The sequence below is a fragment of the Streptomyces sp. CA-250714 genome (assembly GCF_050936705.1).
Lineage (GTDB): Bacteria > Actinomycetota > Actinomycetes > Streptomycetales > Streptomycetaceae > Streptomyces.
This window is the reverse complement of the sequence record NZ_JBNJMI010000001.1, coordinates 1,749,227-1,775,583: the sequence shown is the minus strand read 5'-3', so window position 1 is coordinate 1,775,583 and position 26,357 is coordinate 1,749,227. Positions and strand designations below refer to the sequence as shown.

Here is a 26,357-nt window from a genome sequence, read left to right as displayed (position 1 = left end):
CCCCATGGCCGACACCGAAGGAACACCAGGCCGCATCGTCATCGAGAAGTGCGCCATCGCGACCGTCGACGCGGAGGACACCGAGTACGCGACCGGCCACCTGGTCATCAACGGAAACCGGATCGAGTCCCTCGGTCCGGGCGACGCACCCGAGGACCTGGAGAACGTCACGCGCCGGATCGACGGCACGGGCCATCTCCTGACCCCCGGCCTGATCAACACCCACCACCACTTCTACCAGTGGATCACCCGGGGCCTGGCGCAGGACGCCAACCTCTTCAACTGGCTCGTCGCCCTCTACCCCACCTGGGCGCGGATCGACGAGGAGATGGTCTACGCCGCGGCCCGCGGCTCCCTCGGGATGATGGCGCGCGGTGGTGTCACCACCGCGATGGACCACCACTACGTCTTCCCGCGCGGCGCCGGCGACCTCCTCGGCGCCGAGATCCGCGCCGCCGCCGAACTGGGCGTCCGCTTCACCGCGGCCCGCGGTTCGATGGACCGCGGGGTGTCGGACGGCGGCCTCCCGCCGGACTTCGCCGTCGAGACCCTGGAGGGCGCTCTCACCGAGACCGAGCGGGCCATCGACACGTACCACGACGCCTCGTTCGGCTCGATGCTGCACATCGCCGCCGCACCGTGCTCGCCGTTCTCGGTCACCACCGAACTGATGCGGGAGGCCGCCGAGTTGGCCCGCCGCAAGGGCGTACGGCTGCACACGCACGGCTCGGAGACGGCGGAGGAGGAGAAGTTCTGCCACGAGCTGTTCGGCATGGGCCCGACCGACTACTTCGAGTCGGTCGGCTGGCTCGGCGAGGACGTGTGGATGGCTCACTGCGTCCATATGACCGACGAGGACATCGCCGCCTTCGCCCGCACCGGGACGGGCGCGGCGCACTGCCCCTCGTCCAACGCGCGGCTGGCGGCCGGTATCGCCCGGGTGCCGGACATGCTCGACGCGGGCGTGCCGGTCGGCCTCGGCGTGGACGGTACGGCGTCCAATGAGTCGGGTGAGCTGCACACCGAGCTGCGCAACGCGCTGCTCATCAACCGCCTCGGCCCGCACCGGGAGGACGCGCTGACCGTGCGCAAGGCCCTGCGGCTGGGCACCTACGGCGGAGCCCAGGTGCTGGGCCGCGCCCAGGAGACGGGCTCGCTGGAGGCGGGCAAGCTCGCCGACGTCGTGCTGTGGAAGCTGGACGGCATCGGGCACTCCTCCATCGCCGACCCGGTCGCCGCGCTCGTGCTGGGCGCCGCGGCCCCGGTCACCCTCTCCCTGGTCAACGGCCGGCCGGTGGTCGAGGACGGCCATCTGCTGCGCGCCGACGAGGACGAGATCGCCCGCGACGCGCGGGACGAGGCGCGCCGCCTCGCGCGGATCGCGGCGGACGCGGGCTGACCCTGGCCGCCAGGCCCCTTGGACACCGGCCGGGAGGGACGGCTCCCGGCCGGTTCGGCCCCACCCCGCTCCGGATTCCTGTCATGTTCCGAACATTTCATGGGCGCACTCATCACATAACTGATCAGCAGCACCACCTTGCACACCGCAACACCTCCGGAAACCGTGTGCCGCACGGCGCCGAAAACGACAGGAGGACCCCGTGGCGAAGACGCCCAGGTTCACCAAGCAAGGAAAGACGGCGGACGCCAGTGGGCGCGAACGGGGCCAGGACGTGCGCGATCCCGCGCAATCCAAGCACCCGGTCGACCAGGGCATGCCGCCGCTGAAGCTGTTCACCACCGGCCTTCAGCATGTGGCCGCGATGTACGCGGGGGTGGTCGCGCCGCCGCTCGTCATCGGCGCCGCCGTGGGCCTCTCGCCGACCGAACTGACGTTCCTGACCGGCGCCAGCCTCTTCATGGCCGGTATCGCCACCCTGCTGCAGACCCTCGGCTTCTGGAAGATCGGCGCCCGGCTGCCGTTCGTCAACGGGGTCACCTTCGCCACCGTCGCGCCCATGCTGGCGATCAACAAATCCGAGGGACCGGCGGACGCGCTGCCGGTCATATTCGGCGCGACGATGGTCGCCGCCGCACTCGGCTTCCTCGTAGCCCCGTTCTTCAGCAAGCTCGTCCGCTTCTTCCCGCCCGTCGTCACCGGCAGCGTCATCACCCTCATCGGTGTCTCGCTGATGCCCGTCGCCTTCAACTGGGCGCAGGGCGGCAACCCGAAGGATCCGCACTACGGCGACTTCGGCAACATCGGCATGGCGGGCGCCACGCTGCTGGTCGTGCTGCTGCTGCGCCGGTTCACCACCGGCTTCCTCAAGCAGATAGCCGTGCTCATCGGCCTCGTCGTCGGCACACTGATCGCGATACCCGTCGGCATCACCGACTTCACCGCGGTGAAGGAGGCCGACATCGTCGGCTTCCCCACCCCCTTCCACTTCGGTGCCCCGCAGTTCGCGATCGCCGCCATCGTCTCCATGTGCGTGGTGATGCTGGTCTCGATGACCGAGTCCACCGCCGACATGCTGGCGCTGGGCGAGGTCGTGGACCGCCCCTCCGGGGAGAAGACCATCGCTGCCGGCCTGCGCGCCGACACCCTCGGCTCCTTCGTCAGCCCCTTCTTCAACGGCTTCATGTGCAGCGCCTTCGCACAGAACATCGGCCTCGTGGCGATGACCCGGATACGCAGCCGCTTCGTGGTCGCCACCGGGGGCGGCATCCTCATCGTCATGGGCCTGTGTCCCATCGCGGCAAGCCTGGTCGCGGCCGTACCGCAGCCGGTGCTGGGCGGGGCCGGGGTCGTGCTGTTCGGCTCCGTCGCCGCCAGCGGTATCCAGACGCTGCTCAAGGCGGACCTCGGCAAGGACAACAACGTCCTCATCGTCGGCACCGCGCTGGCCGTTGGCATCATCCCCATCGCGGCGCCGGACTTCTACCACGCGTTCCCCGAGAGCGCGAAGATCATCCTCGACTCCGGTATCTCCACCGGGTGCGTCACCGCCGTCGTCCTCAACCTCGTCTTCAACCACCTCGGTCGCTCCCGCCGCGACGAGGAAGTGGTCGCCCACCCCATGGAACCCGGCGAGGGCATCCCCCACCAGCGCCTCGCGGCGAGCCCCGCCGCCGACTGAGCGCACACCCACTCCGACGCCGCCTGCCCTCGTCCCTCCCGTATGCGGAGGGGCGAGGGCAGGCGCCGTGGCAGCTCTGGAGAGTGGGGGTCGTCAGCCCTCGATGGCCTGCCAGAAGTGGGCGAGGATCTCGTCCAGGAAGGCGCGCCCCGCGTCGCGCGAGGACGCGGAGGCGGGCTGGCCCCAGCCGAGCGACGCGGCGGTCGTCGACTGGTACGCCGCGTTCAGGGCACGCAGCCCCTCCGCGATGTACTCCCGCGGCAGCGGAACCAGCTCGCAGACGGCTCCGACATGGGCCTGCCACCGCGTCGTAGCGGCCTTCCGCAGCAGCTGCGCCAACTCCTCGTCACGGCCGGTGAACTCGATCAGCGCGGGCACCGGCAGCCGCAGCACCTGAGCCAGCGCCTCGGCCTGCCGGGCGTCCCCGGTCCACTCGCCGGTCTCCTCGACGTGGGCGTACTCCTGAGGCGTCATACCGATCTCACGCGCGACATCGGTGTGCGAGACACCGCGCGCCAGCCGGTACTCGCGCAGCGTCCCGGGGCTGCCCATCAGATCGGCAGCCGAGCACCACAGCGCTCCCGCGAGTGCGGAGAGTTGCTGTTCGTCGGGTGCGGCGATCCCGGCCTCCCACGCCGCGACCGTACGCGCCTCGATGTCCATGCCGTACGCGGCACGCATCCCGTACGCGACGTCTTCGGGCGACAGCCGCAGCCCTTCGCGCAGCCGCCGCGCGGCCACGCCGTCGAACGAACTGCCTGCCTGCCCCCGTGACGTGCCGTAGTGCATCGGGACACCGTAAGGATCCGGACAACCGGCTGCCTACCGTGCGTTCAGCTGAAGCTCAGGCTCGTAGAAACCTCTATCAAAAGGGACACCTCACCGCTGTCGCAGTGCGTCCACCAGCCCCGCCAGACCCTCGTCGCCGTGTCCGTGCGCGACCCGCTCTCTCATGGACGCCATGAAGGGGGCGAGGAGTTCCCCACGTACGCCTTGTTCTTCGGCGGTGGCCTCCAGGGTGGCGTTCCCGGTGGTCATCATGGCGAGGTTGGAGACGACTCCCTCCGTGTAGTCGCCGCTCTCCAGCTGATGTGCCATACCGTCCGCCATGTCGGCCATGGCGCGCAGCCAGTCCGTCAGCATCCCGGCGAACGCCGTGGGCTTCACGTCCTGCTCCGGCCGCATGAGCGCGAAGGCGTGGGTGATCCCGGCGAACATCCCCGTCATGGCGCTCAGCAGCGCCACATCGTGCAGCGCCGCATGCCCGGGATCGGTACCGACGTAGCGGGCGCCCACCGGGACGCCCAGCGTGGCTCGGTGCTGCTCGAACAGTGCGTGGTCGCCGCTGTAGAAGACGTAACCGCCGGCCTCGGGTACGCCGATCATCGGGGGCACGGCCATGATTCCGCCGTCCAGGAAGCGCGCCGAGCGCTGCTGTGCCCAACGGGCGCGCTCCCTGGCCTGGGCGGGAGTGCTGGTGGTGAGGTTGACGATGTCCTTGCCGGCCAGTTCGGCCGCTGCCAGCGCCTCGCCGACGGAGGCGTCGTCGAGCAGGCAGACGACGACGAGATCGGCAGCCGCCACCGCCTCGGCCACGGTCGGCGCGACGTGCGCGCCCTCCGCGACGAGGGGTTCGGCCTTGGCGGGGGTGCGGTTCCAGACGGTGAGGGGGTGCCCGGCGGCGAGCCAGCTGCGGGCCAGCGCCGTGCCCATGTCGCCGAGTCCGAGCAGGGTGAGCGGGGTCGGAGAAGCGTTCTCTGTGGTCATGGGCACCAGGCTCGTACCGTGCCGGACCATGATCAAGTACGCACTGTTTTGTACGTGGTTACCGTAAAGTGAGTGGTCGGCCGGGGGCCTTGACGAGGCGGGGGAGGCAGCCATGACCAGGCGCGGAACGTATGTGTGCGGCATCGACGCCGCGATCGATGTGGTCGGCGGCAAGTGGAAGGTGCTCGTCCTGTGGGCGCTGGCACAGCAGCCGTGCCGCTTCGGCGAACTGCGGCGGGGCATTCCCGGGGTCACCGAGAAGGTGCTCGCCTCGCATCTGCGGGAGTTGGAGGCGGACGGGATCGTCTGCCGGGAGGAGTCGTACGAGGGCGCGGTGCGGCGGGTGACTTATGAGTTGACGCCGCTGGGGGTCTCCCTCAATGAGGCGTTGGAGCCGCTGGGTGCGTGGGGGCGCGAACATCTGCTGAGCTGAGCGGGGTGCATATGTCACAGGCCCGCGCCCCTTCGGTGCGCGTCCCCCTCAGGCGCCGAGCGTCTTCAAGGCATCGTCCGTCAGGCGGTAGACCGTCCACTCGTCCTGAGGGCGGGCGCCCAGCGACTCGTAGAAGGCGATGGAGGGGGCGTTCCAGTTGAGGACCGACCACTCAAGGCGCTCGTAGCCGTGCTCGACGCATAGCCGGGCGAGCTCCGTCAGCAGGGCCTTGCCGTAGCCGCCGCCGCGTGCGGTGGGGCGTACGTACAGGTCTTCCAGATAGATGCCGTGCACACCGCGCCAGGTGGAGAAGTTGAGGAACCACACGGCGAAGCCCACCGGGTTGCCGTCGGCGTCCTCGGCGATGTGCGCGTACGCTGCCGGGTGCTCGCCGAACAGCGCCTCGCGCAACTGTTCCTCGGTCGCCCGGGCCTCCTCCAGCGCCCGCTCGTACTCGGCGAGCTCGCGGATCATGGCGTGGATGACGGGGACGTCGGCGGGGACTGCGCTGCGAATCATGGCCACAGCGTATGCGGAGTGTTCCGGAAGGGCGCGGGGGACCGTGCTGCCCGGTCTTTCGTCATGTGCCCGTTATGCTGCGGTTTGCCCGGTAGCTGACCGAGGAAGGGGCACGCGGCATGCCGACCGAGGCCGAGTCCCGCGAGGCCGAGCAGCAGCGCGGTTTCACCTTCCCGAGCGCGCTCACGGTGCTGGTGATCGTCACCCTGCTCGTCTGGGTGGTGGCGTTCTTCGTCCCCTCCGGCAGCTACGAGCGCGAGGCCGACGGCGCGCCCCGGCAGGGCACCTACCACCGCGAGCCGTCCGGTCTGAGCCTGCTGGAGCGGTTCACCGAGCTGTTCCTCTCCCCGGTCAACGGTCTCTACGGCGTACAGGACAGCCGGACGGGGCAGATCGGCCCCGATCTCGTCGGCGAACTCTACGGCGCCGCCGGGGTGTTCTTCTTCGTACTGGCCATCGGCGCCTTCATCACCGTCGTCTTCGCCACCGGCGCCATGGACCGCGGCATCGGCCGCCTCGCGCACCGGCTGCGCGACCGGGGTGCGCTGCTGATCGTCGGCGTGATGCTGGTCTTCTCGCTGCTGGGCACCGTGGAGGGATTCGCGGAGGAGACGCTGGGCTTCTACGGGCTGATCGTGCCGCTGATGCTCGCGCTGGGGTACGACCGGATGGTGGCGGTCGGCACCATCATCCTGGGCGCCGGGATCGGGGTGCTGTGCTCGACCGTCAACCCCTTCTCGACGGGCGTGGCCTCCTCCGCCGCCGACATCTCGCTCGGCGACGGCATCGCCCTGCGCGCGCTGATGTGGCTGGTGCTGACGGCCGTCACCATCGGCTACGTCGTACGGTACGCGCGCCGTGTGCGGGACCACCCCGAACGCTCACTGTCCGGCTACCTGCCCGGCGACCGGGCACAGGCCACCGTGCGGAACGACGCGGACGAGCCGCCCGAGCTGACCGGGCTGCACAAACTCGTCCTGGTGACGGTCGTCCTCGTCTTCGCCTTCATGATCTTCGCCGTGATCCCCTGGGCGAGCGCGCTGACCGGGGAGGCCGACGCCGCACCGTACGGGTGGGAACTGGGCTGGTCCTTCCCGGAGTTGGGGGCGCTGTTCATCTGCGCGGCGATCCTGGTGGGGCTGCTGGCGCGGATGGGGGAGCAGCGGTTCATCAGCACGTTCGTCCAGGGGGTCGGGGAGTTCGTCTCGCCCGCGCTGGTGATCGTGCTGGCCCGCGGAGTGACGGCGATCATGAACAACGCGAAGGTCACCGACACCCTGCTGCACTCCGTCGAGGGAGCGGTCAGCGGGGTGCCCTCGGCGCTCTTCACCGTGATGATCTTCATCGTCAACCTCCCCCTCGCCTTCCTCATCCCCTCCACCTCCGGGCATGCCACCCTGGCGATGCCGATCCTGGCGCCGCTCGCCGACTTCGCCGGCGTCTCCCGCGCGGTCGTCGTCACCGCCTGGCAGGCGGCCAGCGGCTGGATGAATCTGTGGGTGCCCACCACCGCCGTCATCATGGGCGGCATCTCCCTCGCCAAGGTCGGCTACGACCGGTATCTGCGCTTCGCCGCCCCGCTGTTGGGCCTCCTCGCGCTGTTGATCACCGGCTTTGTGGCGCTGGGCGCGGTACTGACATAGCCGGTGGTCAGGTTTGCCCCGTTCGAACGTGGGCAGCGGAATCCGGATGAGTACGGGGACGCGTGATGTACGGGGACGGGTGAAGGGGGACTCATGCCGGTCACACTGGGTGAGGAAGTGACGTTGCTGGCGCTGGACGACGACTCCGGCGCAGCCAAGGGCCGTGCTGCCGCGGGGTGGGCCGTCGCGGGCGGCATCCTGCTGGACCTCACGCTGGCCGGGCGGGTGGCCGTGGTCGACGACCGGCTCACCGTGACCGACCCCGCGCCGACGGGCGACGCACTGCTGGACGGCCGCCTCGCGAAGATCGCCGAGTGGGCCGAGCGTGACGACAAGAGCAAGGTCGGCGACTGGCTCGCCAAGGACCAGCCCAAGGCGCTCGACGCCGCCGTGGAACGCCTCTGCGAACGGGGCGTCGTCACCGAGCACAAGCGCCGCACGCTCGGTATCTTCACCACCCGCCGCTACCCCGAGGTGGACGGCTCGGCCGAACGCGAGCTACGGCACCGGCTGGAGGACGTCGTCCGCTACGGCGCGGAACCGGACGAGCGCACCACAGGGCTGATCGCCCTGCTGCACGCCGCCCAGCTCCACGAGGTGGCCTTCCCCGGCGTTCCCCGCAAGCAGGTCGCCCCGCGGATGGAGGCCATCGCCGAGGGCCAGTGGGTGACCGAGGACATCCGCGAGGCCATCAAGCACATGGAGGCAGTCCTCGTCGCCGTGATGACGGCCACCACGGTGGCGACAACGGTGGCCACCATGTGAGGCACGTCAGTGCTTCCTGCCCCGCGGCGGCTGCGCGAGGGCTCCCCGCCGGCGGCCGTGCGAGCTTCCCGCCGGCGGCTGCGCGGGGCTTCTCGTAGGCGGTCGCGGGGTGCCCTGCCCTCAGCGCTCGCAGAAGCGGGCTGTTCGCAGGGCGCCGCCCGCGTTCTCGTCGTCCGTGCCCAGGACGCCCTGGCGGGAGTTGGGGAAGCAGGCGAGGGCCTCGATCTTGTGGCTGTTGAACTTCCCGAGCAACTGCGGGTCCTTGGCGAGGTGCAGGGCGACGTGCCCGGACCGGCTGAAGGACACCTTCCCGGCGTTGTAGACGGCCGAGTCGAACGGACCGTCGTCGCCCGGGTCCGAGGCGGCGCTGACCAGCAGGGAGCCGGTTCCGCCGAGCTTCAGATCGGAGGCGTGCCGTACGTCCTGGGACGGGTACGGGACCCGCAGTTCCCGCTTGGTGACGGCGCCGAACGTGGTCCCGCCGTGCTCGTCGGCGAAGACCCGCGCGGCGTAGAGGGTGGCGGGGCGGTCGTCCTGCCCGCGGTCGGCCCAGACCGCGGCGAGCTTGCCGCCCCGGGAAGTCAGCGCGAAGTTCTCGAAGTTGTCGCCCTCACCGATGTCCGGCAGCGTGAATGTGTCCCGCACATGCGCCGTACCGTCGGCCACGTCGAAGCGGTAGCCGACGCCCTCGCTCGCCACGGCGACGTACGAACCGGGATGGCCGGGCACCTTGTCGAGGGCCTCCAGGTCCACCGGCGTGCGACTGCCCCGCCAGTCGAGCGTCCGCACCCGCGCCTTCTCGCCGGGCCGGTGGGTGACCTTGGCCAGCCGGTTCTCACCGGGCTTCTTGTTGTCCCGCACGATCAGCGCGTCGTAGCCGCCGTCGCTGTGCCTGCTGGTGGTCACCAGCCCGCTGACGCCGGAGGTGATGCCGGTCCCGGTGGAGACCCAGCCGTCGGAGGTTGCCGCTTCCGGCGCGGTGGGTGCGCCCGCCTGGGCGGAGGCGGCTACTGCCACCCCGGCGCCGAGAGCGGCGGCTCCGGCGATGCAGGTGCGGATCAGCGACGGGCGGTGCATATGTGTTCCTCTCCGGTGGGGCCGGTGTACGGCTCCTGCCCGCGCCACCTGGTGACGCGGGCAGGAGCGAATCGGCCGGACGCTAGTCGCCAAGAGGAGCCGCTGCAACCGTCATTCAACGTTTTGTCAACATGCGGAACGGGCGGTGACAGCGGGCCCACCGCCCCGTCACCGCCCGCCGATGCACCGTTGGGACTCAGCCGCGCAGGATCTCGTACGCGGGAGTGGTCAGGAAGTCCTCGTACGTCTCGTCGAGGGCCACCCGCAGCAGCAGGTCGTGGGCCTCCTGCCAGCGGCCCGCCGCGAAGGCGTTTTCGCCGATCTCCGCGCGGATCGCGGCGAGTTCGTCCGCCGCGACCTGCCGCGCCAGCTCGGCGGTGACCTGCTGACCGGTGTCCAGCACGACGCCCGCGTTGATCCACTGCCAGATCTGGGAACGGGAGATCTCCGCCGTCGCCGCGTCCTCCATCAGGTTGAAGATGGCCACCGCGCCCAGGCCGCGCAGCCACGCCTCGATGTAGCGGATGCCCACCTGCACGGCGTTCCGCAGGCCCTCGAACGTCGGACGGGCCTCCAGCGAGTCGACGGCGATCAGATCGCCGGCCTTGACGTCGACGTCCTCGCGCAGCCGCTCCTTCTGGTTCGGACGCTCGCCCAATACGGCGTCGAACGAGGCCTTGGCCACCGGCACCAGGTCGGGGTGCGCCACCCAGGAGCCGTCGAAGCCGTCCCGGGCCTCACGGTCCTTGTCGGCCCTGACCTTCTCGAAGGCGACCTCGTTGACCTTCGGGTCCTTGCGGGAGGGGATGAAAGCGGCCATGCCACCGATGGCGTGGGCCCCGCGCTTGTGGCAGGTGCGCACCAGCAGCTCGGTGTACGCGCGCATGAACGGCGCGGTCATCGTCACCGCGTTGCGGTCCGGCAGCACGAAACGCGAGCCCGCGTCGCGGAAGTTCTTGACGATGGAGAAGAGGTAGTCCCAGCGGCCCGCGTTCAGCCCGGCGGCGTGGTCGCGCAGCTCGTAGAGGATCTCCTCCATCTCGTAGGCCGCGGTGATCGTCTCGATCAGTACGGTGGCGCGGACGGTGCCCTGCGGGATGCCGCAGTAGTCCTGCGCGAAGACGAACACCTCGTTCCACAGCCGCGCTTCCAGATGCGACTCGGTCTTGGGCAGATAGAAGTACGGGCCCTTGCCCAGGTCGAGCAGCCGCTGCGCGTTGTGGAAGAAGTAGAGCCCGAAGTCGACCAGCGCGCCGGGCACCGGCTGTCCGTCGCAGACCAGGTGCCGCTCGTCCATGTGCCAGCCGCGCGGCCGGACGACGACCGTGGCCAGCTCCTCGGCGGGACGCAGGGCGTAGCTCTTGCCGCTGCGCTCGTCGGTGAAGTCGATCCGCCGCTCGTAGGCGTCGGTCAGATTGAGCTGGCCGCCGATCACGTTCTCCCACGTGGGCGCCGAGGCGTCCTCGAAGTCGGCGAGCCACACCTTCGCGCCGGAGTTGAGGGCGTTGATCGTCATCTTCCGGTCGGTGGGACCGGTGATCTCGACCCTGCGGTCCAGCAGCGCGGGCGGGCAGTCGGCCACCTTCCAGTCGCCCTCGCGCACGTGTGCGGTCTCCGGGAGGAAGTCCAGCGTGCTGGTACGCGCGATCTCGGCGCGCTTCTCGGCGCGGCGCGCCAGCAGCTCGTCCCGGCGCGGGGTGAACCTGCGGTGCAGCGCGGCGATGAACTCGAGCGCGCCACTGGTCAGCACCTCCTCCTGCCTCTCGGGCCGCTGCCCGGGGTCGACGCCGACGATTTCCAGCGGGGAGGGCGCTGGTGCGGACATGGTGGGTCACTCCTTCGACGAGCGGTGATCTGCGGCCGCCGGGCGATGTGCGGCGCGGGGCGGCACCGGGTGCCGCGTTCCGCGCCGGGCGCGCGGAACGCGGGCATGGGCACCTTCGGGACAGGAAGGTGCTTCTGATCAGTGGAGATTAGTTTCCTCATAGTGGAACTTCAAGAGTTTGTTGACGTCGAGATATCTCTCACGCCGATCCACCCCCGGAACCGGCCCTTCCACTGTCCTCGGGTGCCACCCCACGCAATCGCCATGCCGCCGCGCGTGCTGTACGGATCGGCTACCGCAGGCGGTGCAGATCGTCCGGGGTGTCGATGTCGGCGGGGTCGGCGATGTCCGCGCACTCCACGAGCGTCAACTCGTCCTGCCGCTCGCGCAGATAGTCGCGCGCCCCCGCGTCCGCCTGGGCGCTGCGGGCGACGCCCTCCCAGTGCGCGGCGCCCAGCAGCACCGGATGGCCGCGGCGGCCGTCGTACGTCGCGGCGGCGAGGGTGGACGGGGAACGGTAGGCCACCCGTACTCTGGCCACGGCTTCCGCGCCGATGCCGGGCTGGTCCACCAGGGACACCACAACGGCCTCCGCGCTGGTGACGGCCCGCAGTCCGGTCCGCAGCGAACTCCCCATCCCCTCGGCCCAGTCCGGGTTGTCGACCAGTACGCACCCGGGCAGCCGCGCAGTCTCCCGCACCTGCTCGGCAGCCGCGCCCAGCACGACGTAGACCGGCGCACATCCCCCCTCCCGCAGGATGCGTACCGCGTGCTCCACCAGCGGCCGTTCCGCGTGCCGCAGCAGGGCCTTGGGGTGGCCCCCCAGCCGTCGCCCGCCGCCGGCGGCCAGCAGTAGCCCGGCTACGCGCGGGGCCGTACCGTCCGCACGGCCGTCCGATGTCTGTTCCCTTGGTGGCATACGTTCATGGATATCGCACGTAAGGGGGAGGCCAACCGTCATCCTTGGGGACGATCATCGGAATAGGCACCCTGAAATCTCGCGTTCCGTGTGGCGCCACACGCGTAGAGTGGCGTTTACTGTCGGAATCTCCGACTGGAGCGGTCAACTCCTTGGAGGAAAGCGGTTATCCCGCGCTCCGCGGCGCGGGACATCCCATGTGGGGGGAGAACGTGCGAAGCGAGACTGTGGGGCAACGGCGGACGCCGGCCGCCGGGCACGATACCGGCGCAGACCCGCGCATCGAGGCGCTGAGCCGCGCCGTGCACCGGATGCGGCGCGCGCTGGACGCGCACCCCGCCGAGCTGCATGACCGCCGCGAGGCCGAGCGGGAGCTGGACGCACTCGCCGCGTCGGCCCGCTCCGGGGCACCCGTCGCGGAGGAGCTGCGGCACTCACTGCTGCTGCTCGCGGCCGCCGTCGGCTCGGTGAGCGCCCTCGCACGCCCGCTGGTCGGCGTGCGCGAGGCCGTCGAACTCTTCGGCAGCGGCCCCCGCCCGACGAGTTGATCGCTGCCCGGTACTGTCTGATCGTCTGTGATGTACACGACGATATCGGGGGCAGTTCTTCATGACTGACGGAGCGGCAGCGGACGTGTTCTCACCGCTGGCCGAGGACGATCCGGCGTCGGTTGCCGGGTACCGGCTGGCGGCCCGGTTGGGCGCGGGTGGGATGGGCAAGGTCTACCTTTCCTACACCCCGGGCGGGCGTCCCGTCGCGATCAAGGTGATCCGTCCCGACTTCAGTGAGGATCCGGAGTTCCGGCGCCGTTTCCAGCAGGAGGTGCGGGCTGCCGAGCGGGTGCAGGGCCTCTATACGGCGCCGGTGATCGACGCCGACACCGAGGGCCCGCACCCCTGGCTGGCCACCGCCTATGTCCCCGGCCCCTCGGTCGCCGAGGCGGTGGCCGGGCATGGGCCGCTGCCGGTGTCCACGGTGCTGTTCCTGGTCGCCGGGATCGCCGAGGCACTCCAGGTCATCCACAAGGCGGGCATCGTCCACCGGGACCTGAAGCCCTCCAATGTGCTGCTCGCGGACGACGGGCCGCGCGTCATCGACTTCGGTATCGCCCGCGCCGCCGACGCGACCTCGCTCACCAGCACCGGGGTCAGCATCGGCACCCCCTCGTTCATGGCGCCCGAACAGGCGGAGGGGCAGCGGATCACCGGCGCCACCGACATCTTCGCGCTGGGCCAGATCGCGGCGTATTCCGCGCTGGGCACCCCGGCCTTCGGCGAGGGCACCTCGCACGGCGTGCTCTACCGCATCGTCCACGCCGAGCCCGCGCTGGACGGGATCCCGGACGAGCTGCGGGAGTTGGTCACCCGCTGTCTGGCCAAGAAGCCGGAGGACCGGCCCGGGCTCGACGACATCCTGCGGATGTGCCAGACGGCTTCCGGCGACACACAGCTGCGTCGGCCGGGGGACTGGCTGCCGTCCGCCGTGGCCGCGGACATCTCACACCGCGCGGCGGCACCCGCCCCGGCGCAGTCCCCCACCCAGACCGCTGGGGGACAGGGCGCGACCCGGCCCGCGACCCAGGTCTCGGGGCCTGAGGGCGCCGGAACAGCTCCGCTGACCGCTCAGGTGCCGCCCTCGCCCCAGTCGGCCGGGCCGCAGACCCCGCCCCCGGCGCCGCCGCTCGCCGCCGCGCCCACCATGGCGGCCAGGCCGGTGGGCCCGCAGCACCCCACGCCACCACCCGGCGGCGCATACCGGCCGGTCGGTCACTACCAGCACGGCCCGGCGGGCCCGGCCGGCCCGTACGGACCGGTCCACCCCCGCCCGCTGCCGCCGCGCCGCAGATGGGACCGGGGCAAGACGATCGCGGCCGTCGTGGTGGGCGTGGTCGTGCTTTTCTGGGGCAGCGCCTACCTGGTCGGAAGTGACAAGGACTCCGGCTCCGGCGGCTCCTCGGGCGGCGCCCAGGAGGCGGGTAGGGGCGGGAAGAAGCCGAACCCCAAGCCCGCGGCGTACAAGGGCATCAACCTGCCGGAAGGCTACTTCCTGGCCATGGCCGACAAGCCGCTCAAGCCCCGGAAGCTGGGCAGCGGCGGGGTGTCCTCGGAGCTGACGTACCTCAACACCATGGTGGACGGCGCGACCCTCGGTATCGACGAGCCCAACGGCAAGCTCGTCCTGCTGAACAACTCCCAGCAGGGCTCGCTCAAGACGTGCCGGTCAGAGACCCGTTTCACCGGAGACGTCAAGCTCAGCCAGCTCTCCCCGGGCTCCCAGCTGTGTGTCCGCACCAGCTCGGGACACCTCGCCCTGGTCACCTACCGCGGCCACGCCCCCGAGGGCGACCCCAGCGACCACGTGAAGCTCGACGTCACGGTCTGGCGCAACGCCATCGCCGCCCGCGACGACTAGCGCCCCGCGCCCCGAAGGGGCGCGGGGAACTGCTCCCCTGGGGGCACCTCCCGGCCGGAGGCTGGGGGACTCCGGCCGGGAGGTGCCCCCACCAGCCAGTACAAAGCCGTAGCCCGCGACCGACAGCCAGGGGCAGCCCCGAATCGGAACAACGAAGCCGGCAGGCAAGGCTGAGGGAGCCCCCTACTGGCCCCCCGCGGAGCTGGCGAGAGCCGCCGACAGCTCGGCGGCGACCTCGTGCATCAGCGGGACGAACTTGTCGGTTGCCGCGTCGGTGACACGGCCGGCCGGGCCCGAGATGGAGATCGCGGCGGAGGTGGGGGAGTCGGGCACGGAGACGGCGATGCAGCGCACGCCGATCTCCTGCTCGTTGTCGTCGGTGGCGTACCCGGCCTCGCGGACGCGTGCGAGCGCTTCCAGGAAGCCCTCCGGGGTGGTGATCGTCTTCTCGGTGGCCGCGGGCATCCCGGTCCGGCTGAGCAGCGCGCGGACCTGGTCGTCCGGGGTGTGGGCGAGCAGCACCTTGCCCACACCCGTGGAGTGCGGCAGCACCCGGCGGCCGACCTCGGTGAACATCCGCATCGAGTGCCGGGAGGGCACCTGCGCGACGTAGACGACCTCGTCGCCGTCGAGCAGCGCCATGTTCGCCGTCTCGCCGGTCTCCTCCACCAGCCGGGCCAGGTAGGGGCGGGCCCAGGTCCCCAGCAGCCGGGCGGCGCTCTCCCCGAGCCGGATCAGCCGGGGGCCGAGCGCGTAGCGCCGGTTGGGCTGCTGGCGCACGTAGCCGCAGGAGACCAGGGTGCGCATCAGCCGGTGGATGGTGGGCAGCGGCAGCCCGCTGGCGGCCGAGAGCTCGCTGAGCCCGACCTCGCCCCCGGCGTCGGCCATCCGCTCCAGCAGGTCGAAGGCCCGCTCGAGGGACTGCACCCCGCCGGATGCGGCAGGGGCCGTGGCAGCCTGGGGGGTGGTTGTGTGCTCTGCGGACGGCGGCACGTCGCGTTCCTTTCCTGGCCTGCGGTCAGGCGCATGGTATCGAGGGCGGGGAGCCGGGGGACCGTCTCCCGGGAGTTCGCCCTACTCGTACACGCCCCGGCGCGGACGCCGGTTTCCAGCTGCGTCGTTCTGCTGGATCACACGTCCCGCGAGGCCCTGTGTCGCGCCGATGTTCTTCGGCATGGCGGCCGATCTTCTTCTGTATGGTGAAAGACTAGTTCCATTTTGCGGAGTTCTCCAGGGGTAGACCCTTGACGGGTCCTTCCGGTCGCACGAAGATTCGTGCAACCGAACTTTTCAACAGAACGTTGAAAGGGCTGATGGAGCTGAAGGAGGTCGGTTTGTCCGACGTGCGGCTCGTCCTGCGCTCACGGCGCGTCCTCACCCCCGAGGGAGAGCGTCCGGCAACGGTCACGGTGAACGGCGAAGGCCGGATCGAGGCGGTATCGGCGTACGACGCCGAGGTGCCGCCCGGCGCGGCGCTCGAGGACGTCGGCGAGGACGTGCTGCTACCCGGTCTGGTCGACACCCATGTCCATGTGAACGACCCGGGGCGCACCCAGTGGGAAGGCTTCTGGACGGCCACCCGCGCCGCCGCGGCCGGCGGCATCACCACCATCGTCGACATGCCGCTCAACTCGCTCCCGCCGACCACCACCGCCGACAACCTGCGCATCAAGCGCGAGGTCGCCGGGCCCAAGGCACACGTGGACGTCGGCTTCTGGGGCGGCGCCATCCCCGGGAACGTCGCCGAGCTGCGCCCGCTGCACGAGGCGGGCGTCTTCGGCTTCAAGTGCTTCCTCTCGCCCTCCGGGGTCGACGAGTTCCCCGAGCTCGACCGCGCACAGCTGGCTGCCGCCATGGCGGAGATCGCCTCCTTCGACGGGCTGCTGATCGTGCACGCCGAGGATCCAGGCCGACTCGCCGCCGCCCCGCAGAAGGGCGGCCCCGCCTACGCCGACTTCCTCGCCTCCCGCCCCCGGTCGGCCGAGAACGACGCCATCGCCCTGCTGATCGAGCTCGCCGCCGAGCACGGCACCCGCGTACACGTACTGCACCTCTCCTCCAGCGACGCGCTGCCGCAACTCGCCAAGGCCCGCGCCGAGGGGCTCCGCATCACCGCCGAGACCTGCCCCCACTTCCTCACCCTCACCGCCGAGGAAGTCCCCGACGGTGCCACCGAGTTCAAGTGCTGCCCGCCCATCCGGGAGCAGGAGAACCAGGACGCGCTGTGGCAGGGCCTGGCCGACGGCACCCTCGACTGCGTCGTCTCCGACCACTCGCCCTGCACCACCGACCTCAAGATCCCCGACTTCGGCACCGCATGGGGCGGCATCTCCTCCCTCCAGCTCGGCCTGCCCGCCATCTGGACCGAGGCCCGCCGCCGCGGGCTCGCCCTCACCGACGTCGCCCGGTGGATGTCCGAGGCACCGGCGCGGCTGGCCGGGCTCCAGGGCAAGGGCGCCATCGCGCCGGGCCGCGACGCCGACTTCGCGGTCCTCGCCCCCGAGGAGACCTTCACCGTGGACCCGGCCCGCCTCCACCACCGCAACCAGGTGACCGCCTACGCGGGCAAGACCCTGCACGGCGTCGTCCGCTCCGCCTGGCTGCGCGGCGAACGCGTCGCCGACCACGGAGTTCCCACCGGAAAGACCGGACGGCTCATCGAAAGGAAGACCGCATGACAGCGGCGCAGACCGCAGGCACACCCAGCTACACCGGCGACGCGGAGCCCTACCGGGGCGGCGACACCTACGCCGACTACCGCGCGCCCGAGGCCGGGTTCCCCTTCGCCCACCTTCCCGATCTGGCCGACCGCAGGCTGGGCGCCACTGTCATCGCCGCGAACGACGAGTTCTTCGCCGAGCGGGAGAATCTGCTCAACCCCGAGCGCGCCGAGTTCGACCCGCACGCCTTCCAGCACAAGGGCAAGGTCATGGACGGCTGGGAGACCCGCCGTCGCCGCGGCGCCTCGGGCGAGAGCCCGCATCCGACCGACGACGAGCACGACTGGGCATTGGTCAAGCTCGGCGCCCCCGGTGTGATCCGCGGTCTGGTGGTGGACACCGCGCACTTCCGCGGCAACTACCCGCCGGCCGTCTCCGTCGAGGCCACCTCCGTCCCCGGCGCGCCCTCCCCCGAGGAACTGCTGGCCGACGACGTGAAGTGGACGACCCTCGTTCCCCGTACGCCCGTCGGCGGCCACGCGGCCAACGGCTTCGTCGTCACCGAGGAGCGCCGCTTCACGCATCTGCGGCTGCGCCAGTACCCCGACGGCGGCGTCGCCCGGCTGCGGGTGTACGGCGAAGTGGTGGCCGACCCCGAGTGGCTGGCGGCGCTGGGCACCTTCGATCTGGTGGCGCTGGAGAACGGCGGGCTGGCCGAGGACGCCTCTGACCGCTTCTTCTCGCCGCCGGTCAACAGCATCCTGCCGGGCCGTTCGCAGAAGATGGACGAGGGCTGGGAGACCCGCCGCCGCCGCGACAAAGGGCACGACTGGGTCAGCTACGTACTCGCCGGGCAGGGCCGCATCCGCGCCGTCGAGGTCGACACCGCCTGCTACCGGGGCAACGCCGCCGGCTGGGTGGGCCTGGTGGGCAAGGACGGTGAGACGGGGGAGTGGACCGAACTGCTGCCCCGCACCCGGCTCCAGCCCGACACCATCCACCGCTTCCTGCTGACCGACGCACCGCCAGTCACCCATGTGCGGATGGACATCTTCCCGGATGGCGCGGTTGCCCGGCTGCGCCTGCACGGCTCCCTGACCGAGGAGGGCACCCGCCGACTGCGCGCCCGCCACACCGAGTTGAGTTGACGGCACCGGCTCCGGAGGGGCGGCGCCGCACCCGCTGCCCCTCCGGCTCCCGGCGCTTCCGGCTTATCCGGGCGTGAACGACCGGCAAAATTCCGCGAGTTGGCATTGACATGCCATCTACGCGCGTCACCATAGGGTGGCATGAGATTCCCCCCACGTCTGAGCCGTATCGGTGCCATCGGAGCCCTCGCCGCCGCGATGTTCGTCGGCGGCCCAGCCCTCACCACCGCGCCCGCGGCCGCGGCGCCGGTGGCGCAGTCCGCGGTCGCGGCACCGCAGATCACCGCCGTCGGCGACATCTGCCAGTCGAAGCTGCCGCCGGAAGCCCACGACACCCTCGACCTCATCGAACAGGGCGGCCCCTACCCCTACCCCCAGGACGGCACCGTCTTCGAGAACCGCGAAGGCATCCTGCCGGACCAGCAACAGGGCTACTACCACGAGTACACCGTCAAGACTCCTGGCTCCGACGACCGCGGTGCCCGCCGCATCGTCACCGGCGAGAAGGACCAGGAGGACTACTACACCGCCGACCACTACGAGTCCTTCGACCTGGTCGACTACTCCTGCTGACCACCCCCCACAGTGCGACACACCGGATGTGCTCCGCGGCTCCGCCGCGGAGCACACTCGTGTCTGCCACGCCCGCACGCCGGAAGTTACTTCCTTCGTGCGGTTTCCGCGCGAGGAGAGGTTCTTGTGCCCCGGCCGCGGAGATTCAACGTGCGCCGTGCACCGGCCACTTGAAGGAGCACCTCGTGCTGACGCCCCGGCGAATGACCACCGAGCGACTGCTTCTCCGGCTCCCCGAAGACTCCGATCTCGACCCCCTCGCCGCTCTGTACGGCGACCCCCTCGCGTTGAAGAACATCGGAACCGAGGCCCACTGGAGCCGCGAACAGACTCTCCGCATGCTCCGGGAGTCGTCTGCTGAGTACGAACAGCGGGGCTACGCCATGTACACAGTGGTGCGACGCAGCGACGGCACGGTCCTCGGTCTGTGCGGGCTGTGCCCCGACGAGGACGACCTTCCCGAGATCTCCGGTGTGCTCATCCGCCGCCACTGGGGCCAGGGCTACTGCCGCGAGGCGGCCGCGGCCGTGCTGACCCGGGCGCAGGCGAGCCCCGGCCCTGTGACCCTCACCGGGCACGTGGAAGCCGACCATCCCGCTCTCGAATACGTGGAGAGGACGGTCATGTACGCGCATGGGTTCGTCTTCGAGAAGGAAGCCCCGTTCCCCTACAGCGGCAAGCTCATGCGCTACTACCGCTGGTCGTCGCCGACTGCCGGTCCGGGGACGGAACAGCGGCGGTGACGTCACCCACCCGGGCGGCGTACGTGGCCCGTATTCCGCTCTTCTCCTGATCTCCGTCGCCGCCGCGATGCTCCTGAGCGCCGCCCTGAATCCGCGTCTCCGTGTGGGTACTTGGGGAGGAGATCTAGTGACGTCTCGGTTCGAGGCGACGAAAAAGGAGCCGGAAACGGCAGAAAAACTGGAGCACCACCATGATCAAGAAGCTGATGAGCAAGCTGTACGTCTCCCGCCAGTACGGCGCATACCGTTTGTACTGGCGCTGAGCCCCACCGGCCCACGCCGCCGGCTCCGTACCATCCCGGGCCGGCGGCGTGGGCCTCCGACGCCGGAGCGGAGAGGGCCGTACATGACCTCGAAGCGGCAACCCCCGCAACTATCCAGGAGCGAGGCCGGTCCCAGAGCGTGGCGGCGGGACCGGCTGGGCGTGGCGGCGCGGGCCGCCCAGGAATGCGGGGACGTATGGCAGCTGGCACCCCGGGTGTACGTGGCCGCCACGGCCGGGCCGTGCGAGACGGTGCTCCAGCGGACGACGTACGAGTACGAGACCACTCCGGGGACCTTCCTCCCCACGAAGCGCCCTGACGGGTCCGTGCCGGGCCCCACCGAGCGGGCACACGGCCACGCCGCGCGGATGCGCGCGCTGCGCCCGAAGGCGGTGGCCGCCCGGATCGGCGACATCGCCCCGGACGCCGCGCGCTTCGCCGCCGACTGGCCGGTGGGCCGGGACGTCGACGTACTGCCCCGGGCCCAGTCGGCGCTGGCCGACATCGGCTGCCGCTATCTGTTCTCCACCGACGCCGAGACCCTTCAGGCCGCCGGAGCCCGGCTCGCCGAGGCCCGCGAGGGGATCATCCACTCCTGGCCGCTGCCGCCCTGGGTGCCCACGCCCACGCGCCGCTTCCTGGCCCGGCAACAGGCCGTCTTCGCCGAGGCGTTGCAGGGCGTGATCGACCGGCGCCGGAGCACGGGACGGCTCGGGGAGGATCTGCTGGGGCAGATGCTCCGCCCGTCCTCGCAGTACGGGCTGCTGCCGGACGCCGCGATCATCGACAGCCTCACCGGGCTGATCGTCGCCACCGCGGAGACGCCTACCCGTGCCGTCGGCTGGATCCTGCTCACCCTGGCCCGCCACCCCGAGGTGGCCGGCCGCGTCGCCGCCGAGGCCCACGCCCTGCCCGCCGACCCGCACACGGTGACCGGCGCCCACCTTGACCAACTGCGCTACACCCAGGCACTCGTCCGCGAGGTGCTGCGGCTGTATCCGCCCAACTGGCTGCTGGCCCGCAGGGCCACGCGCCCGACCGAGCTGGGCGGCTACCCCGTCGAGCCCGGCACCATGGTGCTGGTCTGTCCGTACACCGCCCACCGCGACCCGGTCCAGCACCCGGACCCGGGCCGACTGCGCCCCGACCGCTGGCTGGACGCGGCCGGCTCCCTCGGCACCCCCGGCGTCTTCCTGCCGTTCAGCACCGGGCCGCGCGCCTGCGAGGGCACCTCCATGGCGCTGGCCGAGCTGACGCTCATCACCGCCGAGACCGCCCGCCGCTACCACCTGAGCGAGCCGCCCGGGCCAGTGCCCAGCCACCGGATCGCCACTTTCGGTGCCCTCACCCCCGTCGGTCTGCGGCTGCGCGCGACCCCGCGGAGCTGAAAACGGGCAGGTGGCCGTTGTCCCGTAATGGGACGACGGCCGCCGCTTTGCGGGTAACGTTCAGCCCTTACCCCAGGTGTCCCGCCACCCGGGGGGTGGCTTACCCGGCGTAAACGGGTAACGTTCCCCACAGAGAGTGATGCGTGGGCGGTAGATATGGGGAGTTACCGGTGAGAAACGGCCCAGAGGCGGTTACCTGCGGTGAGGCCATGCTGCTGATGCTCGCCGAGCCCGGTCTCCCACTGGAACGCGCGGCGAACTTCCGGCGTTCCGTGGCAGGTGCCGAGTCCAACGTCGCGGCGGGGCTTGCCAGGTTGGGTCACTGGGCGCGCTGGATCGGCCGCGTCGGGGACGACCCGGCGGGGGAGGCCGTGCTGCGGGAGCTCCGCGCCGACGGTGTCGACGTCTCCTGCGCCGAGATGGACCCCGAATCGCCGACCGGCCTTCTGCTCCGCGACAGCCATCCGCACCGCGCCATCGATGTGCAGTATTACCGCACCGGTTCGGCCGCCTCCCTGCTCAGCCCCGCGCAGATCACCCCCGAAGCTCTCGCCGGAGTACGGCTCGTGCACGTCACCGGCATCACCCCGATGCTCTCCGACGACGCCGAGCAGGCCACCCGCGCCCTGATCGAAGGCGCCCGGCAGACAGGCGCCACCGTCTCCTTCGACCCCAACGTCCGCCGCAAACTGGGCACCGACCACGAGTGGATCCGGCGCGTCGGCCCGCTGCTGCGCGAGGCCGACCTCGTGCTCGCGGGGGAGGACGAGATCGAATTGCTGCTGGGCGCGGGCCCCGACGAAGGCGCCAAGGCACTGCTGACCCTCGGCCGCGCCAGCACGGTCGTCATCAAGCACCGCGACCACAGCGCCGTCGCCCACACCGCCGAAGGCCAGTGGCGGCAGCAGCCCTTCGACGTACCCGTCGTCGACCCGGTGGGCGCCGGCGACGCGTTCGCGGCGGGCTGGCTCTCGGCGCGACTGCGCGGACTCGACCACCAGCGGGCGCTCGCCGAGGCCGCCTGCGTGGCGGCACTCGTCATCCAGGCCCCCGGCGACATCGACGGGCTGCCCACGGCCGCGGCGCGCGACCGCGCCCTCGAGGCGTTCACCCGCGGCATCGACCCGGTGCACCGCTGACCGCAACCCGGTACGGCCCGGTACGGCGAGGGCCTAGCCGACATTCCGACAGATCAAGAGAGGCGGCGAACTGCCGTGTATCGCTGGGAGATCACCAGGGCCGCGCTGGAACAGCGCGTCTTCGCCATTGTCCGCGCGGACAGCTACGAGAAGGCCACCGCGACGGCCGACATCCTGCTCGCCGCGGGGCTCACCAGCCTGGAGATCTCGCTGACCACCCCGTACGCGCTGGACGCGATCAGCACGCTGCGCCGCGAGACCGGCGACGACTCGGTGATCGGCGCGGGCACCGTGCTCGACAGTGCCTCGGCGCGGCTCGCCGTCGACGCGGGCGCCCGCTTCCTCGTCTCACCCAACCTCGACGAGGAAGTCATACGCACCGGACACCGCTACGGCGTGCCCGTCTTCCCGGGCGTCGCCACCCCCACCGAAATGGTCCGGGCACTTGAGCTGGGCGCCGACGGGCTCAAGCTCTTCCCCGCCTCGCAGTACGGGCCCGGCTGGCTGCGGAACGTACGGGCCGCGCTGCCGCAGGCACCCGTGCTGCCCACCGGCGGCGTCACCGTCGAGTCGGCGCCCGAGTGGATCGCGGCGGGCGCCGTCGCCTGCGGTATGGGCTCCGCGCTGACCGAGGGCGACGACCGGGAGACGGTCGCTAAGCGGGTCACCGACCTTCTCCAGCGCATCGAGGACGCCGTACCGGCCAAGAGCAGGGGCAGCCGGGGCTGACCGAGAGGGGGCGTCCGGCAGGCCCCTGACTCCCGGGTGCTGGCCGGCCCCGACTCCCGGCTGCCGGCCGGCCCCGACTCCCGGCTGCCGGCCGGCCCCGACTCCCGGCTACTGGCCGAAAAGGCACCGGTGATGTTCCGAACACCGGCTCCTACGCTCGCCGTATGGCTGACCAGAGCGTGCTGGACGTGAGCCCGGGCACCGACGGAATCGTCGATCTCGCCGCGCTGGGCGAGGAGTTCGTCCGCGACCCCTACCCCGTATACGCCGCGCTCCGGGAGCGCGGCCCCGTACACCATGTCCGTACTCCGGAAGGGGCGCTCGCCTGGCTGGTGGTCGGCCACGAGGCGGCGCGCGCTGCTCTCACCGACGAACGCCTCTCCAAGAGATGGCAGAACGCCTCGCCGGATGCCGGCGGCCTGGTGATCGCCCCCGGCACCCACATGCTGATCAGCGACCCGCCGGACCACACCCGGCTGCGCAAGCTGGTCGCCAAGGAGTTCACTCAGCGCCGTATCGCCGCGCTGGAACCGCGGATCCGGGAGCTGACCGCCGGGCTGCTGGACGCCATGCTGGCGAGCCCCGACGGGCGGGCCGACCTGGTGGCGTCGCTGGCCTTCCCGCTCCCGATCGCGGTGATCTGCGAACTGCTGGGCGTACCCGACCTGGAGCGGGACCGCTTCGGCGCCTGGTCCGACCACGTACTGAGCGCCGCGCCGCCGGAGGAGAAACAAGGCTCCGTCCAGGCGCTGGCCAACTATCTGACCCAGCTGCTGGAGCGGCAGCGCGCCCAGCCGGGGGACGACCTGCTGAGCACCCTGATCCGGACCAGCGACGAGGACGGTGACCGGCTGTCCACCAATGAACTCCTCGGCATGGCCTGGCTGTTGCTGATCGCCGGGTACGAGACGACGGTGGGGCTCATCGCCAACGGCACCCTCGCGCTGCTGCGCCACCCCGACCAGCTCGCCGCGCTGCGCGCCGACCCGGCACTGTTGCCGGGAGCCGTCGAGGAGATGCTGCGCTACGACGGTCCGGTCGAGGTGTCCACCTTCCGCTTCACGCTGGAGCCCGTCGAGATCGGCGGCACGCTGATACCCGGGGACGGGCAGCTCGTGCTGCCGGTGCTGGGGGACGCCGACCGCGATCCGGCGCGGTTCCCCGACGGCGACCGCTTCGACATCCGCCGCGAGGCACGCGGCCACCTCGCGTTCGGTCACGGTATCCACTTCTGTCTGGGTGCCCCACTGGCCCGCCTGGAGGTCCGGGTCGCCTTCGAGATGCTGCTGGAACGTACTGCCTCGCTGGAGCTCGACGCCCACCCCGCGACGCTGGAGTGGCGGGAGGGAACGGTGCTGCGTGGAGTGAAGAGCCTGCCGGTGCGGTTCGGGTGAGCCCGCTGGTGATGCGGGGGCGGTAGTGGCTGCCGTAGCCGGTGGTCGGCCGGGTGCCGGGGCCGTCGGCGGACCGGGTGCAGCGGTCGGTAGCAGACCAGGTGCAGGGTGAGGTGTCGGACGGGAAACGTGTTGTGAAGCTCGGCGCGGTGGTCTGGACCGGGCTCGTAGGGTACCGGCATGCGGATCAGTCAGTGCCGGGAAGAAGATCTACAGCTGCTCGACCAGCACATGCCTTCCCGCGGGGCGACCTCGCACCATGTGGCCCGCTACACCCGGCAGCGGGAGGGCCGCGCCACCTTGCTCGTCGCCTGGCGGGACCGGCGCCCGGTCGGAAGCTGTGAAGTTCGCTGGGAGGGATGCGCGGCGCCGGAAGTGCGGGCCGCCCACCCTGGCTGCCCCGAGGTGAACGGGCTCGGGATCTGGCCCGAGACGCTGCGCTCCCAGGGCATCGGCACCGCCCTCATCCAGGAGGCGGAGCGGCTTGCCGCGGGGCGGGGATGCGGGGTCATCGGGCTCGGCGTCGAGAAGAACAATCCGCGCGCCAGCGCGCTGTACACCCGGCTCGGGTATCACGCCTCCGTGCCGTATCTGGACTGCTGGAGTTATGAGGACGGGGCGGGGGTGGCGCATCGGGTGGCCGACGCGTGTGTGTTCATGGTGAAGCCGCTTTAGGGCGTGTCCGGCGGATCTTGTCCGGCTCACCGTTGTTCCGGTGAGGGGGTGCCCCTGCCCGTCGTCCGCGGACTGCGGCTACGTCGTGGCTGGTCGCGCAGTTCCCCGCGCCCCTTGCGGGGCGCGTCTCCCCGCCCCAACCCGAGGGATCAACTGGTCGGGGTCGTCTCCAAGGTGGCGGGGTCCACCGGGGTGCCCGTTGCGCGGGACAGTTCGCAGGCTTCCGCGACCAGGAGGGCCGCGAGGGCTTCCCGGCCGTCGCAGGGGTTGGGGATCTCTCCGCGGAGGGCGCGGACGAAGGCGGCGAGTTCGGCCTCGTAGGCGGGGCCGAAGCGGTCGAGGAAACCGGGCCAGGGCTTGTCCGGGGCCGCGGGAGCGGTCGGCTCCAGTGAGGTGAGGGGCGTACGCGCGTCCAGCCCGACCGCCAACTGGTCCAGCTCACCCGCGAGTTCCATCCGCACGTCGTACCCGGCCCCGTTCACCCGCGTAGCCGTGGCGGTGCACAGGGTGCCGTCGTCCAGGGTGAGCAGCGCGGCCGCGGTGTCCACGTCGCCCGCCTCCGCGAACATGGCGGGTCCCGCGGCGGAGCCGGCCGCGTAGACGGAGACGATCTCGCGCCCGGTCACCCACCGCACCGCGTCGAAGTCGTGTACGAGGCAGTCCCGGTAGAGCCCTCCCGAGTACGGCAGATACTCGGCGGGCGGCGGCGCCGGGTCCGAGGTGAGGGCCCGTACGGTGTGCAGCCGTCCCAGCCGCCCGGCCCGCACGGCTTCCCGTGCCGCGGTGTAACCGGCGTCGAAGCGCCGCATGAAGCCGATCTGCAACAGGGTGTCCGCCGCCTCCACTTCCGCCAGCGCCTCCCTGGTGCCCGCCAGATCGAGGGCGATGGGCTTCTCGCAGAAGGTGGGGAGCCCGCGCCGGGCCGCCGTGCGGATCAGCTCGGCGTGCGAGGCGGTCGCCGAGGCGATGACCACGGCGTGGATGTCCAGCGAGAACAGCTCGGCGACGCTCGGCACCGAGGTGGCATCGAGCGCGGCGGCGACCTCGACGGCGCGCATCGCGTCCGCGTCCGTGACCACCAGCTCGGTCACCTCGGGATGTGCGCTGAGCGTGCGGGCGTGCAGGGTTCCGATCCGGCCGGTGCCGATGAGTCCGATGCGCATGGCCCTACGCTGGCGCGGCGCACTCGGCGCTGTCAACGTTTT

24 protein-coding genes are annotated in these 26,357 nt (G+C 71.2%); 16 read left to right on the top strand and 8 right to left on the bottom strand.

Features of this window, described 5'->3' with window-relative positions; translation table 11 throughout:
* Positions 1-4 precede the first annotated feature (4 nt).
* Positions 5-1,399: an 8-oxoguanine deaminase gene (locus tag ACQEU8_RS07930; RefSeq protein ID WP_433098275.1), complete on the top strand. Its 1,395-nt coding sequence runs from the start codon at positions 5-7 to the stop codon at positions 1,397-1,399.
* Positions 1,400-1,601: 202 nt separating this feature from the next.
* Positions 1,602-3,080 carry a nucleobase:cation symporter-2 family protein gene (locus ACQEU8_RS07925; protein WP_433098273.1) on the top strand — a complete coding sequence of 493 codons (1,479 nt, stop codon included), beginning with the start codon at positions 1,602-1,604 and terminating at the stop codon, positions 3,078-3,080.
* A gap of 93 nt (positions 3,081-3,173) precedes the next feature.
* On the opposite strand, the gene ACQEU8_RS07920 is transcribed toward ACQEU8_RS07925, so the two are convergent.
* Positions 3,174-3,869, bottom strand: coding sequence for a helix-turn-helix domain-containing protein (locus ACQEU8_RS07920; RefSeq protein ID WP_433098271.1), 696 nt, complete (start codon positions 3,867-3,869; stop codon positions 3,174-3,176).
* Positions 3,870-3,959: 90 nt separating this feature from the next.
* Positions 3,960-4,847, bottom strand: a complete 888-nt coding sequence (locus ACQEU8_RS07915) for an NAD(P)-dependent oxidoreductase (protein WP_433098269.1) — start codon at positions 4,845-4,847, stop codon at positions 3,960-3,962.
* 112 nt (positions 4,848-4,959) lie between these two features.
* Here ACQEU8_RS07915 and ACQEU8_RS07910 point away from each other — a divergent pair, with 112 nt between their 5' ends.
* Positions 4,960-5,280 carry a winged helix-turn-helix transcriptional regulator gene (locus tag ACQEU8_RS07910; protein WP_433098267.1) on the top strand — a complete coding sequence of 107 codons (321 nt, stop codon included), beginning with the start codon at positions 4,960-4,962 and terminating at the stop codon, positions 5,278-5,280.
* Positions 5,281-5,328: 48 nt separating this feature from the next.
* Here ACQEU8_RS07910 and ACQEU8_RS07905 read toward each other — a convergent pair whose 3' ends face one another.
* Positions 5,329-5,799, bottom strand: coding sequence for an N-acetyltransferase family protein (locus ACQEU8_RS07905; RefSeq protein ID WP_433098265.1), 471 nt, complete (start codon positions 5,797-5,799; stop codon positions 5,329-5,331).
* A gap of 119 nt (positions 5,800-5,918) precedes the next feature.
* On the opposite strand from ACQEU8_RS07905, the gene ACQEU8_RS07900 reads away from it, so the two are divergent.
* Together ACQEU8_RS07900 and ACQEU8_RS07895 are read left to right on the top strand one after the other, a co-directional pair.
* Positions 5,919-7,442: a YfcC family protein gene (locus ACQEU8_RS07900; RefSeq protein WP_433098263.1), complete on the top strand. Its 1,524-nt coding sequence runs from the start codon at positions 5,919-5,921 to the stop codon at positions 7,440-7,442.
* 93 nt (positions 7,443-7,535) lie between these two features.
* Complete coding sequence (locus ACQEU8_RS07895) at positions 7,536-8,207, top strand: GOLPH3/VPS74 family protein (protein ID WP_433098261.1); 672 nt, start codon at positions 7,536-7,538, stop codon at positions 8,205-8,207.
* 120 nt (positions 8,208-8,327) lie between these two features.
* On the opposite strand, the gene ACQEU8_RS07890 is transcribed toward ACQEU8_RS07895, so the two are convergent.
* From ACQEU8_RS07890 to ACQEU8_RS07880, 3 genes are all read right to left on the bottom strand, one after another.
* Complete coding sequence (locus ACQEU8_RS07890; RefSeq protein ID WP_433098259.1) at positions 8,328-9,284, bottom strand: hypothetical protein; 957 nt, start codon at positions 9,282-9,284, stop codon at positions 8,328-8,330.
* 196 nt (positions 9,285-9,480) lie between these two features.
* Complete coding sequence (gene aceB, locus ACQEU8_RS07885; protein WP_433098257.1) at positions 9,481-11,109, bottom strand: malate synthase A; 1,629 nt, start codon at positions 11,107-11,109, stop codon at positions 9,481-9,483.
* 292 nt (positions 11,110-11,401) lie between these two features.
* Positions 11,402-12,028 carry a nucleotidyltransferase family protein gene (locus ACQEU8_RS07880; RefSeq protein WP_433098255.1) on the bottom strand — a complete coding sequence of 209 codons (627 nt, stop codon included), beginning with the start codon at positions 12,026-12,028 and terminating at the stop codon, positions 11,402-11,404.
* Between the two features lie 212 nt (positions 12,029-12,240).
* On the opposite strand from ACQEU8_RS07880, the gene ACQEU8_RS07875 reads away from it, so the two are divergent.
* Both ACQEU8_RS07875 and ACQEU8_RS07870 read left to right on the top strand, forming a co-directional pair.
* On the top strand, positions 12,241-12,576 hold the full coding sequence (locus ACQEU8_RS07875) for a DUF5955 family protein (RefSeq protein WP_433098253.1): 336 nt from the start codon (positions 12,241-12,243) through the stop codon (positions 12,574-12,576).
* A 61-nt stretch (positions 12,577-12,637) separates the two neighbouring features.
* Positions 12,638-14,440 (top strand): serine/threonine-protein kinase, encoded by a 1,803-nt coding sequence (locus ACQEU8_RS07870; RefSeq protein ID WP_433098251.1) that lies wholly within the window; start codon positions 12,638-12,640, stop codon positions 14,438-14,440.
* 183 nt (positions 14,441-14,623) lie between these two features.
* Here the strand turns inward: ACQEU8_RS07870 and ACQEU8_RS07865 are convergent, their stop codons facing one another.
* Positions 14,624-15,433 carry an IclR family transcriptional regulator gene (locus ACQEU8_RS07865; protein ID WP_433098249.1) on the bottom strand — a complete coding sequence of 270 codons (810 nt, stop codon included), beginning with the start codon at positions 15,431-15,433 and terminating at the stop codon, positions 14,624-14,626.
* A 341-nt stretch (positions 15,434-15,774) separates the two neighbouring features.
* Here ACQEU8_RS07865 and allB point away from each other — a divergent pair, with 341 nt between their 5' ends.
* The 9 genes from allB to ACQEU8_RS07820 all read left to right on the top strand — a co-directional run bounded on the left by allB (position 15,775) and on the right by ACQEU8_RS07820 (position 25,152).
* A complete protein-coding gene (gene allB, locus ACQEU8_RS07860; RefSeq protein ID WP_433098247.1) occupies positions 15,775-17,118 on the top strand; it encodes an allantoinase AllB in 1,344 nt (447 codons plus the stop codon).
* Positions 17,115-18,248 (top strand): allantoicase, encoded by a 1,134-nt coding sequence (gene alc / locus ACQEU8_RS07855; RefSeq protein ID WP_433098245.1) that lies wholly within the window; start codon positions 17,115-17,117, stop codon positions 18,246-18,248. The genes allB and alc overlap by 4 nt, the downstream gene beginning before the upstream one ends.
* A gap of 141 nt (positions 18,249-18,389) precedes the next feature.
* A complete protein-coding gene (locus ACQEU8_RS07850) occupies positions 18,390-18,821 on the top strand; it encodes a ribonuclease domain-containing protein (RefSeq protein ID WP_433098243.1) in 432 nt (143 codons plus the stop codon).
* A gap of 185 nt (positions 18,822-19,006) precedes the next feature.
* Positions 19,007-19,564 carry a GNAT family N-acetyltransferase gene (locus ACQEU8_RS07845; RefSeq protein ID WP_433098241.1) on the top strand — a complete coding sequence of 186 codons (558 nt, stop codon included), beginning with the start codon at positions 19,007-19,009 and terminating at the stop codon, positions 19,562-19,564.
* Positions 19,565-19,910: 346 nt separating this feature from the next.
* A complete protein-coding gene (locus tag ACQEU8_RS07840) occupies positions 19,911-21,215 on the top strand; it encodes a cytochrome P450 (RefSeq protein ID WP_433098239.1) in 1,305 nt (434 codons plus the stop codon).
* Positions 21,216-21,424: 209 nt separating this feature from the next.
* A complete protein-coding gene (locus ACQEU8_RS07835) occupies positions 21,425-22,354 on the top strand; it encodes a sugar kinase (RefSeq protein ID WP_433102225.1) in 930 nt (309 codons plus the stop codon).
* Between the two features lie 75 nt (positions 22,355-22,429).
* The gene (locus ACQEU8_RS07830) at positions 22,430-23,083 is read left to right on the top strand and encodes a bifunctional 4-hydroxy-2-oxoglutarate aldolase/2-dehydro-3-deoxy-phosphogluconate aldolase (protein WP_433098237.1); all 654 of its coding nucleotides are present in this window, start codon (positions 22,430-22,432) and stop codon (positions 23,081-23,083) included.
* A 164-nt stretch (positions 23,084-23,247) separates the two neighbouring features.
* A complete protein-coding gene (locus ACQEU8_RS07825; protein WP_433098235.1) occupies positions 23,248-24,477 on the top strand; it encodes a cytochrome P450 family protein in 1,230 nt (409 codons plus the stop codon).
* 180 nt (positions 24,478-24,657) lie between these two features.
* Positions 24,658-25,152 (top strand): GNAT family N-acetyltransferase, encoded by a 495-nt coding sequence (locus tag ACQEU8_RS07820; protein WP_433098233.1) that lies wholly within the window; start codon positions 24,658-24,660, stop codon positions 25,150-25,152.
* A gap of 149 nt (positions 25,153-25,301) precedes the next feature.
* Here the strand turns inward: ACQEU8_RS07820 and ACQEU8_RS07815 are convergent, their stop codons facing one another.
* The gene (locus ACQEU8_RS07815; RefSeq protein ID WP_433098231.1) at positions 25,302-26,315 is read right to left on the bottom strand and encodes a Gfo/Idh/MocA family protein; all 1,014 of its coding nucleotides are present in this window, start codon (positions 26,313-26,315) and stop codon (positions 25,302-25,304) included.
* Between the last annotated feature and the right edge of the window lie 42 nt (positions 26,316-26,357).